Origin of the sequence: Bradyrhizobium sp. B117, assembly GCF_038969555.1 — a bacterium.
Taxonomy (GTDB): Bacteria; Pseudomonadota; Alphaproteobacteria; order Rhizobiales; family Xanthobacteraceae; genus Bradyrhizobium.
The window spans coordinates 9,459,473-9,471,715 of record NZ_CP152414.1 but is presented as its reverse complement, the minus strand read 5'-3'; the positions used below and the strand labels follow the sequence as shown (position 1 = coordinate 9,471,715).

The 12,243-nt window shown below is 65.0% G+C and carries 12 protein-coding genes; 8 read left to right on the top strand and 4 right to left on the bottom strand.

The genetic code is table 11. The features are described from left to right. Nucleotides 1–7: 7 nt before the first annotated feature. Nucleotides 8–739 carry a sulfite exporter TauE/SafE family protein gene (locus tag AAFG16_RS44970; protein ID WP_283082568.1) on the top strand — a complete coding sequence of 244 codons (732 nt, stop codon included), beginning with the start codon at nucleotides 8–10 and terminating at the stop codon, nucleotides 737–739. A gap of 8 nt (nucleotides 740–747) precedes the next feature. Here the strand turns inward: AAFG16_RS44970 and AAFG16_RS44965 are convergent, their stop codons facing one another. The 3 genes from AAFG16_RS44965 to AAFG16_RS44955 all read right to left on the bottom strand — a co-directional run bounded on the left by AAFG16_RS44965 (nucleotide 748) and on the right by AAFG16_RS44955 (nucleotide 4,311). Next, on the bottom strand, nucleotides 748–2,679 hold the full coding sequence (locus tag AAFG16_RS44965; protein WP_342735603.1) for a carbohydrate porin: 1,932 nt from the start codon (nucleotides 2,677–2,679) through the stop codon (nucleotides 748–750). 428 nt (nucleotides 2,680–3,107) lie between these two features. Continuing rightward, on the bottom strand, nucleotides 3,108–3,365 hold the full coding sequence (locus AAFG16_RS44960; protein ID WP_342735601.1) for a hypothetical protein: 258 nt from the start codon (nucleotides 3,363–3,365) through the stop codon (nucleotides 3,108–3,110). A gap of 139 nt (nucleotides 3,366–3,504) precedes the next feature. Further along, complete coding sequence (locus AAFG16_RS44955; RefSeq protein WP_342735599.1) at nucleotides 3,505–4,311, bottom strand: creatininase family protein; 807 nt, start codon at nucleotides 4,309–4,311, stop codon at nucleotides 3,505–3,507. Nucleotides 4,312–4,450: 139 nt separating this feature from the next. Here AAFG16_RS44955 and AAFG16_RS44950 point away from each other — a divergent pair, with 139 nt between their 5' ends. The 7 genes from AAFG16_RS44950 to AAFG16_RS44920 all read left to right on the top strand — a co-directional run bounded on the left by AAFG16_RS44950 (nucleotide 4,451) and on the right by AAFG16_RS44920 (nucleotide 10,825). After that, the gene (locus AAFG16_RS44950) at nucleotides 4,451–5,473 is read left to right on the top strand and encodes an ABC transporter substrate-binding protein (protein ID WP_342735597.1); all 1,023 of its coding nucleotides are present in this window, start codon (nucleotides 4,451–4,453) and stop codon (nucleotides 5,471–5,473) included. Between the two features lie 206 nt (nucleotides 5,474–5,679). Beyond that, on the top strand, nucleotides 5,680–6,495 hold the full coding sequence (locus AAFG16_RS44945) for an ABC transporter ATP-binding protein (RefSeq protein ID WP_342735595.1): 816 nt from the start codon (nucleotides 5,680–5,682) through the stop codon (nucleotides 6,493–6,495). Beyond that, the gene (locus tag AAFG16_RS44940) at nucleotides 6,492–7,310 is read left to right on the top strand and encodes an ABC transporter permease (RefSeq protein WP_283082563.1); all 819 of its coding nucleotides are present in this window, start codon (nucleotides 6,492–6,494) and stop codon (nucleotides 7,308–7,310) included. The genes AAFG16_RS44945 and AAFG16_RS44940 overlap by 4 nt, the downstream gene beginning before the upstream one ends. Beyond that, entirely contained in the window at nucleotides 7,310–8,299 is a 990-nt protein-coding gene (locus AAFG16_RS44935; RefSeq protein ID WP_342735592.1) for a 2-hydroxyacid dehydrogenase, read from the top strand. The genes AAFG16_RS44940 and AAFG16_RS44935 overlap by 1 nt, the downstream gene beginning before the upstream one ends. Continuing rightward, nucleotides 8,299–8,991 carry an AprI/Inh family metalloprotease inhibitor gene (locus AAFG16_RS44930; RefSeq protein ID WP_342735590.1) on the top strand — a complete coding sequence of 231 codons (693 nt, stop codon included), beginning with the start codon at nucleotides 8,299–8,301 and terminating at the stop codon, nucleotides 8,989–8,991. The genes AAFG16_RS44935 and AAFG16_RS44930 overlap by 1 nt, the downstream gene beginning before the upstream one ends. A gap of 147 nt (nucleotides 8,992–9,138) precedes the next feature. Next, nucleotides 9,139–9,525, top strand: a complete 387-nt coding sequence (locus AAFG16_RS44925; RefSeq protein ID WP_342735588.1) for a YciI family protein — start codon at nucleotides 9,139–9,141, stop codon at nucleotides 9,523–9,525. A gap of 31 nt (nucleotides 9,526–9,556) precedes the next feature. Further along, the gene (locus AAFG16_RS44920) at nucleotides 9,557–10,825 is read left to right on the top strand and encodes an RNA polymerase sigma factor (protein WP_342735586.1); all 1,269 of its coding nucleotides are present in this window, start codon (nucleotides 9,557–9,559) and stop codon (nucleotides 10,823–10,825) included. Here the strand turns inward: AAFG16_RS44920 and AAFG16_RS44915 are convergent. Then, nucleotides 10,822–12,207 (bottom strand): peptidoglycan-binding protein, encoded by a 1,386-nt coding sequence (locus AAFG16_RS44915; protein ID WP_342735584.1) that lies wholly within the window; start codon nucleotides 12,205–12,207, stop codon nucleotides 10,822–10,824. The two genes, AAFG16_RS44920 and AAFG16_RS44915, sit on opposite strands and share 4 nt — an antisense overlap. Nucleotides 12,208–12,243: the final 36 nt, after the last annotated feature.

Sequence of the window (12,243 nt, the reverse complement as noted above, 5' to 3'; positions counted from 1 at the left end):
GCGAGCAATGGACGGGATCGCAACCGAGCTTCCGCTTTTTCTGTTGGCGACCTTCGCCGGCGCGTTCGTCGCCGGCCTCTCGGGCTTCGCCTTCGGCCTCGTCGCGGCATCGCTGTGGCTCTATGTGCTGACGCCGCTTCAGAGCGCCAGCCTGATCGTCGGCTTCGGCCTTCTGGTGCAGGGCTATTCGGTCTGGAAGCTGCGCGCTGCGCTCGACTGGCGCCGGCTGTGGCCTTTCATCGTCGGTGCAGCCATCGGCGTGCCGGCCGGGGTGTCGCTTCTGACCTGGGCTGATCCGAAGAGTGTTCGCATCGCGGTTGGAGCAATTCTGATCGCCTACAGCCTGTATGCATTCTTCCGGCCGCAGCTCAAGCTCGCCGCCGTCGTGCCGCCGGCCGCCGACATGACGGTCGGCTTCGTCAACGGCCTGCTCGGCGGGCTGACCGGCCTTGCCGGCATCGTCATCACCATCTGGTGCAACCTGCGAGGCCTGCCCAAGGACGCGCAGCGTGCCACGTTTCAGCCGGTCGCGGTCGCGGTGTTCGCCATGACGGCGCTTCTACTCGGCGCCAAGGGATCGCTCAGCCTCGACACGGCGAAGCTGTTCGCGCTCGGTCTGCCGTTTCTGTTCGCCGGCACATGGCTCGGGCTGAAGCTGTTCGGCCGGATCGACGAGGCCGCGTTCCGCAAGATCGTGCTCGTGCTGCTGTTCGTCTCGGGTATTGCGCTGCTGTTCTGAGCCGCCGCTCAGAACTCCCCGTGCAACCGTCCTGAAAACACCGACACTGGGCCACGATCAGCGTTGTAGGCGGGATTGACGATGAGCTGGTAGTCGGCGGTGAAGGTCAGCGCCTTGTTCAGCGCGTACGCGTAATAGGTCTCCAGCACGCGCTCGTGGCGGTAGTTGAGTTGGCCATCGCCGATGAGCGGGCCGAGACCTCCGGCGGCGATGAAGTCGCGATGGTCCTGCGACAGGCCGTTGATGGCGCCGGCGATGGCGACGACGTCGTCGGGCCGGCCCCATTTCGCGCCCTTCAGCGAGACGCCGCCGGACAGGCTGCGGTCGATGTCGGTGAAGGCCATGATCTCGTTGCGGCCGTCGTTCCAGCTCCAACGGCCGAACAGGCCGATGTCGTCGGTGATCGCCTGTTCGAGGTTGAACGCATAACCGTATTTGAGGCGGCCGCGGCGGGTCTGGCTGATGTCGACGCCGAAGGCGGGATTGTCCAGCGTCTCGCGATAGCTGCCGGAGAAGGCGCTATTGACGAAGCCGAGCGTGCGCAGCTTGCCGGGCTGGCCGAACAGCGAATAGCGCAGCTCGAGCTCCGCGACGTATTCGCCGCGGCGGCCGATGTTCATGTCGAAATTGTTCGAGTTGGATACGGCATCCATCAGGAAGTAGCCGCCGCGCAGCGCCCATTGCTTCTGGTTCAATTCGGCCGTGGCACCATAGCCGAGGCCGAGCTTGTCGGCGGCGTAGTCGAAGGCGCCGGACGCCCAGATCGACCAGTTCATGAAGTCCTTGCGCGGATCATGCGCATAGGAATTGCCGTCGAACACGTCGATCACGGAGAACTTGCCGACCTGCAAGGTCAGGCGCGAGACGTCGACTTTGCTCGCGAGCTGCAACTGGCCGCTGGCAAGCTCCTCCTGCTCGCCGCCTAAGCCGAAAGTCTGGCGCACGAACAGCCGCGAGGCGTTGAAGTGCGGATAGGGGAAGCCGGATTTCTGCGCTTCGCCGTTGGGGAAGCCCCCAGCGCCGGTCGTGTTGTTGAAGCCAAAGCCCTGCAGCAGCTCGGGATTGAAATAGACCTCGCCGCCGTCCCACAGCCGCGCATTCAGATAGAGCGAATTGCTCCAGGTCTGCTGGAAATCCGGCGACGGGAGCAGGCTGTTCGTTCCGGTATAGGGCGCCTGGAACGCAGGGTAGCCCTGCCCTAGCACCGTCGACTGGCCGTGGATCTCCCAGCGGCTGGACTCGGTATCGGTGATATCCGATTTCGGGTTGTAGGTCGGCACACCCGGCCAGTCGATCTTGCGGTTGAGGCCGATACGCAGGCTCTGGAAATCCATCGACGACGCATATTGCCCGCCCGACGGGAAGGTGACGCTGGCGTTCTCGAACTTGCTGTAGAGATATTCGAGCCGCGCGCTCCAGTGCGGCGCGAAGGCGTATTCGACACCGCCGCCGGCGGTCCAGCCGAACCGGGTGTTCAGCACCTTCTCTTCAGTGCCGCTCGTCGGCGTCGACAGAAAACGCTCGCCGGCGAACGCCGCGCCGCCGGTTGCGTAGAACAGCCAGTTGCCGCTGGTGTAGCCGAGCCGCGCGCGCAGGCTCGCGACATAGTCCCAGCGCTCCTCCGCGCCCGACAGCGCGGTCGTCGCCGACGACACGACATGGTTGGAGGGCAGATAGTTCGGAAACGAGATGTCGCCTTCGACGCCGAGCAGGAGCCCTGAATTGAGGCGCCAATTGTAGCCGGCCTGGACGCCACCGGTCGCGCCGTTGAACACGTTGTTGTCGGTTGCGACCGTGGGATCGGTCAGCGTCCCCGAGGAGGTGCCGCGCGTGATGCCGGTGTGCGCGCCGATATAGAGGCCCGTCCAGTCATAGACGGCTTTCAGCGCCGGTGCCTTCAACGGCAGATCCGCGGCGCGCGCCGCAGCAGGAAAAACCATTACGCCCGAGGCCATCGCCGCAGCCGTCCGCAAATACCTGTAACGGTGACCTCTCAACGTCAAAACGAACGCCCCCAAACGCGAATATATCCACCCGCCCCGCTATCCCTGCCGATTCGCGGCGCCCCTGTCATCAGGTCCCTGTTGTCCACGCCATCGGCCGGGATGATCCGGCTTCGAGGCGTTTTCTTCCCAAGTCCCTGCACGTGCAGCGAACCTTATTGCGATTAATTCGCAATAGCAACTAGTGCGGATTGCCGCAGGTGATCGTTCGCACCCTTGTGTGACGGGCCTGCAACAAACGGGCTCCCCAAACAGATGACCCGCCCGGGGGGACAGCCGGGCGGGTCGGGGGCACGACACGGGGTGGATGAGGCGCCCGTGTCGGACGCAGGATCCACGTGGGAGATCGGCCTCAGGTCCTCAAATCAGTAGCAGGTACGAACGCGGCCGACATACTGGCCGAAGGCGTTGTACTGGGCGACCCAGCCGCAGCGGTGATAGCCGTAGTAATAGGGGTCGTTACTCGCGGCGATCGCGGAGCCGACCACGGCGGCGGTGGCGATGCCGGCGCCGACACCGAAGACCCAGCCGGGCGGCTTGGCTTGCGCCTGCGAGGTGGTGGACACCATGGTGACGGCGAGGGCCGCGAGAGCTGCGGCGGCAATCTTGGTCTTGATCGACATGTGAAACTCCATCCGGGTTGAGGCGGTCCGTTGTGGCCCGCGTGCCCAATTGGACGGAGGCTTGTCGCGTCCGGTTCGAAAGCGCCTCGGGCGCTCGTCGAATCCGAACTTTTCCCAAATGAATTCAGGAGGATGCGCGCTAGCCGAGCGGCCCTTTGGCGAGCCTGCTCACGTCGAAGTTATCGACCTCGCTCAGCAGCTCGCAAAAGGCGCGCGCGCCCTGGTCGATGAGCTGCTCGCCCTTCTCCGCGACGGCCAGCGTCGCATTGCCGACGGCGCCGCTGGCGTTGAGATCCTGCGCCTGCCAGGCGAACGGCGCCGGCCGCTGCGTCGACAGCCAGCGATATTGCTGCTCCATTGCGATGCTGCTTGCCGGAAAATCCGCGATCGCTTCCTTGCGGACCCGATCGGGATAGCGCGCCAGCATGATCGAGGTCTCGACCGCGCCGCCATGAATGCCGTGGCGCACTTCCTCGGCCGGGAACAATGCGTCCGCGCCTGACAGCCGCGACCATGATGTCGTCACTACGAAGAGCTTGTGATGCGCGCGAAGATCCTGCGCCACCAGCATCATCGCCGCGCTGTTGCCGCCATGGCTGGTGACGATGACGAGCTTCCTCACGCCGCGTCGCGCGATGTCCTCGCCGATCCCTGTCCATCGCTTCAGCGCGGTTTCGGTCGGCAAAGTCTGGGTGCCCGGATAGTCGATATGCTCGGTGGAAATCCCGACCGGTTCGACAGGAAGGAAACTGACGGGAACGCTTGCGGGCAGAAGCTCGCGCACGCGCGCGAGATAAGCCTCGGCGATCAGCACGTCGGTCTCAAACGGCAGATGCGGGCCATGCTGCTCGGTCGCCGCCAGCGGCAGCACCGCGATCCAGCGCGCCACATCCGCGAGGGCAGCATCGGCCCATTGGATCCTGGTCCAGTCGCGGGACGGCGTCATCAAGGTTTCTTTGCCCGAATTTGTCACGTAATTTGGGGTTATGAGGGGACGCGGGCCAGGCCGGCTCGCGTCCCCGAACTTCATGCGGTTTTATCGCGTTGGACTGGCATCGGCTAGAAGCGATCGACGGAGTGCCATCATGACCCCCTCTCATCTGCGGCGAGCGTTAACGGCGGGCTTGTTGGCCGCTGTCGTCACTCTTGCGCCGGCGCGCGCCCAAACCCTCGACAAGGTCACCTTCGGCACCAACTGGGTCGCCGAGGCCGAGCATGGCGGCTTCTTCCAGGCGGTCGCCGACGGCACCTACAAGAAATACGGCCTCGACGTCACCATCGTCCCCGGCGGTCCCAACGAGAACAACCGGATGCTGCTGATCGCCGGCAAGATCGATTTCTTCATGGCCGCGAACACGCTGATGTCGTTCGACGCGGTTGCCAACAACGTTCCCGTCGTCACCATCGCCGCGGTGTTCCAGAAGGACCCCCAGGTGATGCTGACGCAGCCTGACGCCAAGGTCGCCAAGATCGAGGACCTCAAGCCGCTGACGCTGTTCGTCTCCAAGGAGGGCATGACGAGCTACTTCCAGTGGCTGAAGTCCGAATACGGCTTCAGCGAGAAGAACGTGCGTCCCTACAATTTCAATCCGCAGCCGTTCATCGCCAACCCCAAGAGCGCGATGCAGGGCTACGTCACCTCCGAGCCGTTCGCGGTCGAGAAGGCCGCCGGCTTCAAGCCCAACGTGCTGCTGCTCGCCGATTACGGCTTCAACACTTATTCGACCCTGATCGAGACCCGCCGCGACATTGCCGAGAAGAAGCCGGACCTGGTGCAGCGTTTCGTCGATGCCTCCATGATCGGCTGGTACAATTACATCTACCGCGACAATTCCGCCGGCAATGCCCTGATCAAGCAGCTCAACCCGGAGATGACTGACGAACTGCTCGCCTATTCCGTTGCCAAGATGAAGGAATACGGCATCGTCGATTCCGGCGAGTCGTTGAAAAACGGCATCGGCGCGATGAGCGACGAGCGCTACACCTCCTTCTTCAACAAGATGGTGAAGGCCGGCGTCGTGAAGGCCGATCTCGACTTCCGCAAATCCTATACGCTGCGCTTCGTCAACAAGGGCGTCGGCGTCGAGCTGCGCCCGAGCAAGCCGTAACGCATGTTGAGAACAAGTCCGACCATGCCGATGGCCGGGTTCACCTCTCCCATAGGGAGAGGTCGGATCGCATCGTCAGATGCGATCCGGGTGAGGGGATGCGTACCCTCGTGGGACCTGAGCCCCCTCACCCGCGCCTTCGGCGCGACCTCTCCCCGATGGGGAGAGGTGGGCAGCCCGGCTCAACAACTCGCAGCCGGCGATCGATGGTAGAGCGCAAAACTTCGCCCGTGGTCGAGTCCGGCCTGACGGCGCTCGCCGTCAGCCTGCGCGGCGTCACCAAGGCCTATGACAACGGCGTCATGGCGCTCGGCCCGCTCGATCTCGCCGTACGCAAGGGCGAGTTCATCTCGCTGCTCGGCCCGTCCGGCTGCGGCAAGTCGACGGCGCTGCGCATCATCGCCGAGCTCAGCGCGCCGTCATCGGGCACCGTGCGGGTGGCGCGGCACGAGGGTGTGCCGCAGCCCGGCCACGGCATCGGCTTCGTGTTCCAGGAGCCGACCCTGATGCCCTGGACCAGCGTGCGCGAGAACGTGCGGCTGCCGCTCAAGCTTGCCGGTGTGCCAAAGGCGGAAGCGCGCGCGCGGGCCGATGAGGCGCTGGCGAGCGTCGGTCTTGCCGATTTCGCCGAGGCCTATCCGCGCGAGCTCTCCGGCGGCATGAAGATGCGGGTGTCGCTGGCGCGCGCGCTCGTCACCGATCCCGATATCCTCCTGATGGACGAGCCGTTCGCGGCGCTCGACGAGATCACGCGCTTTCGCCTCAACAACGATCTGCTGGCGCTGTGGCGCAGCCTTCGCAAGACCGTCATCTTCGTCACCCATTCGGTGTTCGAATCCGTCTATCTGTCGCAGCGCGTCGTGGTGATGACGGCGCGGCCCGGCCGCATCCGGGCCGACATCCGCATCGAGACCGTCGAGCCGCGCGGCGAGGAGTTTCGCACCTCCGCCGCTTACTCCGATTATTGCCGGAAAGTGTCGGCCGCGCTGGCGCCGTCTTATTCGGGGCAGTTGACGCTATGAACGCGCAAAGCTCCGCCACCGCAAAACCATCGACGGCGCAGCGTGCGATGCGTTTTGTGCTCCCCGTCATCGTGTTCGCCGCCGGCCTCGCCGTCTGGGAACTGGTGGTCCGCGTCAAGGAGATCCCGCCTTACGTGCTGCCGGCGCCGTCCGTCATCGTCCTGACGCTGATCAAGGACTGGGCAGTGCTGTCACAATCGCTCGCCACCACGCTCCTGACGACACTTGAAGGCTTTGTCGCCGCGAGCATCGGCGGCATCGCGCTGGCGCTGCTGTTCAATCAGTCGAAATGGGTCGAATATTCGCTGTTCCCCTATGCCGTCGTGCTCCAGGTGACGCCAGTGATCGCGATTGCGCCACTGCTCCTGATCTATCTGGAGCAGCAGACCGCGGTCGTCGTCTGCGCCTTCATCGTCGCGTTTTTCCCGGTGCTGTCCAACACCACGCTCGGGCTCAATTCGGTCGACCGCAATCTGGCCGGCCTGTTCCAGCTCTATGGTGCCTCGCCTCCGCAGACGCTGCGTTTCCTCAAGCTGCCGGCGGCGCTGCCCTACATCCTCGGGGGCCTGCGCATCGCCGGCGGCCTATCGCTGATCGGTGCCGTGGTGGCAGAGATCGCGGCGGGCACCGCCGGGGCCGGCTCCGGGCTCGCCTACAGGATCGCCGAGTCGGGCTACCGGTTGAACATACCCCGCATGTTCGCGGCGCTGCTTTTGTTGTCGCTGGCCGGGATTGTCATCTATGGGGTGCTGGCGCTAGTTTCCCACCTCGTTTTACGGCGCTGGCACGAAAGCGCGCTTGGAAAGGAAAGCTGATGTCTACCGGTTCGATTTCGTCCGAAAAGATCGATCTTCTGATTTATGGACCGGTCCGGCCGATCCTCGATAACGGGTTTTCCGATCACTTCGTCGTGCACAAGGCCGAGACCCGCGGCGACCTCGAGCGGCTGACGCCGGCGGTCCGGGAGAAGATCCGCGGCGTCGCGGTGACCTATCACACGGTCCGCGCCGACAAGGAGTCGCTGTCGCAGCTGCCCAAGATCGAGATGGTGGCGAGCTTCGGCGTCGGCTACGACCATATCGACGCCAAGTACGCGGCCGAGCACAACATCATCGTCACCAACACGCCCGACGTGCTGACCGAGGAGGTCGCCGACGTCGCGATGGGCTTGCTCATCTCCACCTTGCGCGAGTTCATCAAGGCCGACCGTTACGTCCGCTCCGGCCTCTGGCAGACCCAGAACTATCCGCTCAGCGTCGGCTCGCTGCGCGACCGTAAGGTCGGCATCGTCGGCATGGGCCGGATCGGCCAGGCCATCGCCCGCCGGCTCGATGCCTCGTTGGTGCCGGTGGTCTATCACTCCCGCAATCCGTCCAAGGACGTCACCTACAAGCACTACCCCGACCTGATCGAGATGGCGAAGGCGGTGGACACGCTGATGGTGATCGTGCCCGGCGGCGCCAGCACGAACAAGATGATCAATGCGGAGGTGCTCAAGGCGCTCGGCCCGCGCGGCGTGCTGATCAACGTGGCGCGCGGCTCGGTGGTCGACGAGCCGGCGCTGGTCCAGGCGCTGAAATCAGGCACCATCCTCGCCGCTGGCCTCGACGTGTTCGCGGCCGAGCCGAACGTGCCCGACGAGCTCAAGACCATGCAGAACGTCGTGCTGCTGCCGCATATCGGTTCGGCCTCGGTCGTCACGCGCAATGCGATGGACCAGCTCGTGGTCGACAACCTCAAATCCTGGTTCGCCGGCAAGCCGCCGCTGACGCCGGTTGCTGAAACGCCGTTCAAGGGACGCTGATGAGAGCTCTTCGGGTCGTTGCAATCACGATCGCGGCATATATTGCCGCGATCGGCCCTGCGCATGCGCAGGATGCGACGATTCTGAAGAAATCGATGCCCGGGCAGTGGGAGCTTTCGACCACCGAGCGCAGCAAGACCTGCGTCGTCACGCTGAAGGCCGACGCCGCAGCTGGGGGCTACAAGCTCGAGCTGGAGCCGGCCTGCAAGGCTGCGCTGCCGTTCACCAAGGACATCGTCGCCTGGAGCGTCAAAGGTCTCGACATCGTCCGCTTGCAGGATGCGACCGGTGAGGCCGTGATCGACTTCACCGAGGTCGAGGCCGGCATCTTCGAGGGCCTGCGTCAGGGCGAGGGCGTCTACATCCTGCAGGACCTCGCCGCCGCGCGCTCGATGGCCAAGTCGATGGACCAGATGATCGGCGACTGGGCCATGGTGCGCGGCAACGGCCAGCCGATCTGCGGATTGACGCTGACCAACACGGAAGCCGGCCAGGACAATTTTCAGGTCTTCCTCAAGCCGAAATGCGACGCGGCGATCGCGCAGTTCAACCCGACACAGTGGCGGCTCGAGCGCGGCCAGATCATCCTGATGTCGAAATCAGGCGAGATCTGGCAGTTCGAGGCCGACGACAATGCGCAGTGGCGGCGCGTCCCCGACACCGCCGATCCCCTGATCATGCTGCGGCAGTAGGCGCCGCTCCGTTCTTAACTTCCCGTCACGCAATTTTTCTGTTGCCCATGTCGATCCGGCGTCGGGCGGATCGTCATTCCAGTAGCGAGCTGATCGCGCAGCCGAGCCGGCCGCCTCTCGCCTCAACAGGAGTTTTGTATGCGCTTCATGTACATCGTCACGTCCAGCCAGCCAATGAGGGGCCCGACCCCGGCGCTGATGGAGGCCATGCAGAAGATTTCCGAGCGGGAAATCAAGGCGGGCCGGATGATCGACACCGGCGGCCTGATGCCGCTTGCGACCGGCGCACGTGTGCGGATCGTCGACGGCGAACTCAGCGTCGTCGACGGCCCCTTCATCGAGGCCAAGGAAGTCGTCGGCGGCTATGCCATTTTCGAGCTGCGCGACAAGGCCGAAGCTCTGGCCATGGCCAAGGAGTTCATGCAGCTGCACCTCGACCACATGCCGGGTTGGGACGGCACCTGCGAGTTGCGGGCCTTCGCCACGCCGGGCGTGGACGGAGCCTGCGAGGTCAAGGCAGCAGCTCACGACTGATGGGTGAGACAGCCCATCCCCGTCGGCGGCGATGACGGCCGCCGAAATCGATCGCGTCATCCGCGCCACCTGGCGTGTCGTTCAGCCGCGGCTGATCGCCACGCTGTCGCGGATGCTGCGCGACGTGCCGCTTGCGGAAGAGCTGACCCAGGACGCGCTGGTCGCGGCGCTGGAGGCCTGGCCCGTCATCGGCGTGCCCGACAATCCCGGCGCGTGGCTCATGGTGACCGCCAGGCGGCGCGCGCTTGATCATTTGCGCCGCGGCAGGATGCTCACAAACAAGCACGACATGCTGGCGCGGGACATGTTGCAGGAGCAGGAGATCGTGCCGGATTTCGATGCTGCGCTCGACGACGACATCGGCGATGAATTGTTGCGGCTGATCTTTACGGCCTGCCACCCGATCCTGTCGCGCGAGGCCCGCGCGGCTCTGGCGCTGCGCATGATCTGCGGCTTGACCACGTCCGAGATTGCGCGCGCCTACCTCGTGCCGGAAGCAACCATCTCCCAGCGCATCGTCCGCGCCAAGCGAACGCTGTCTGGATCCGGGCTCGCCTATGAGACGCCGAGCGGCGAAGCATTGTCAGAGCGTCTCGCCTCGGTGTTGCAGGTCATCTATCTCATTTTCAACGAAGGCTACCTCGCGGCACGCGGTGAGGAGTGGCTACGGCCGCAGCTCTGCAACGAAGCACTGCGCATGGGCCGCGTGCTCGCAGGTCTCGCGCCGGACGAGCCTGAGGTTCACGGCCTCGTCGCCCTGATGGATTTGGATGCCTCGCGGACCCATGCCCGCACCGATGCGAATGGTGATCCCATTCTGCTGATGGATCAGGATCGCGCGCTCTGGGATTGGTTGCAGATCCGTCGCGGCCTGCGCTCGCTCGAGCGCGCCAGCGAACTCGGCGGCGCCGGCGGATTTTACGCGCTTCAGGCTGCGATTGCGGCGTGTCACGCCAGGGCGGAGACCGCGGCAGCGACCAATTGGCAACGCATCGCGCAGCTCTACGCCGAGCTCGCGCTTCTGGTGCGCTCGCCAATCATCGAGCTTAATCGTGCGGTTGCGGTTGGCATGGCCGAGGGACCGCAAGCCGGATTGGACGTGCTGGACACGATCGCAGGCGCGCCGGCGCTGGCGGCCTATCATCATCTGCCGGCAGTTCGTGGCGATTTCCTGGAAAGGCTTGGGCGGCTTGCGGAGGCGCGGCAGGCGTTCGAAGCCGCCGCGCATCTTGCGACCAATGGACGTGAGCGCTCCATGATGGAGCGGCGCGCCGCGGCGCTCCACAGCGAGCGTCGCTAGCTCATCGGCTTCGGCGGCGGCGCGGTGCCTTGCGCCCATTTCTCCAGCTTGCCGAGCACGCCCCAGGCGGTGAGCGCCAGCGAGATCGGCATCGCGAACTGGCCGAGGCCCGGCACCGCGGACACGATGGTCCCGAGCAGCCCGGCAATGCCTCCCGCGTTGGGGCTCGCGGTCACCGCCGAGAGCAGTGCGGTGAGCACCGCGCCGCCGAGGCCGAGCGCGGTCTTCTTGCCGTTGAGCAGCTTGCCGATGGTCTCGCCGAGCGCGCCGTTGACCTGGCCGAGGACGGGCTTGCCGTCCTTGTTGAGCAGGGTGCTGAGCAGATCGACGACCTGCTTCAACTGGTCGACGGGAGCAGGGTTGGCCGGATTGCTCGTTCCTGACACCGGCGGCGTCTTGTTGATGAGGGCGAAGAGCCGCTCGAACAGCGTGATCGGGTCATTGGCAGCCGGCGGCGCGGTCACCGGCGGCGTGCTTGTCGCCGGCGGGCCGCCCCGCATGATCTGCGCGAGATCCTCCAGCCGCTTCAGGATCTGCGACAGGTCGCCGGTCGGCGCGGGGGTGACCGGCTGCTGCGCCGCGCGCGTGATGGCGGCAACCGTCATCGTGTCGAGGACGCCGGTTTCGGTGATGCCGTGTTGCTGCTGAAACTGCGCCACCGCCGCCTTGGTCCTCGGTCCGACGATGCCGTCCTCGTCGAGCATCGGATTGGCGCCGAGGTCGTTGAGGCATTTCTGCATCAACAGCGCCGTCGACGCCATCTGCTCCTCGGGCTCGAGATGGCTCAGCATGGCCGGGCCGCCGTCGAAGCTGATCGACGCATCGAGATCCATCATCGCCTTGAGGATCACCGCAGCGCCGAGCTGCGGATCGACCGTGCCCGGGTCGAACGAGCCGTCGCCGACGAACTTGCCGCCCCTTTGCTCGGGCGGGCCGTAGACGTTGGAGCCCGACCAGAGATAGGGCGAGTTGACCCCGCGGCCGCGATAGCCGAAGCCGTTGTACTGCTCCAGGCGGAACATCGTCTTCGCGATGCCCCAGTCGCGGGCGCCGACGAATCCCTCCAGCCTGAGCGCGTCGACGGCGCCTTCGGCGAACGAGGCGAACGGGCCGCGCCCCTTGGGGACGATGGTCGTGACGCGATTGAGCGCCTGGCCGTTGCCGAGATAAGTGTTGAAGTTGAAGCTGGATTCACGCGAGTGCAGCACCGCGACGAACCACCAGGGTACGTCGGTCTTGTTCTGGATCTCCGTGTACGTGTCCTTGTGGTTGATGGCCTTGCGCGCCGCCTCGGTGGCGGCGTCGGCACGTCCGGGCCTGATCCTCATGTTGGACCAGTTTCGTTCGTATTCGTCCTTGATAGTTTCGAATGACACCTTCATGTCCTGCTCCCGTGAAAAGCGATGAAATTGCGAAAT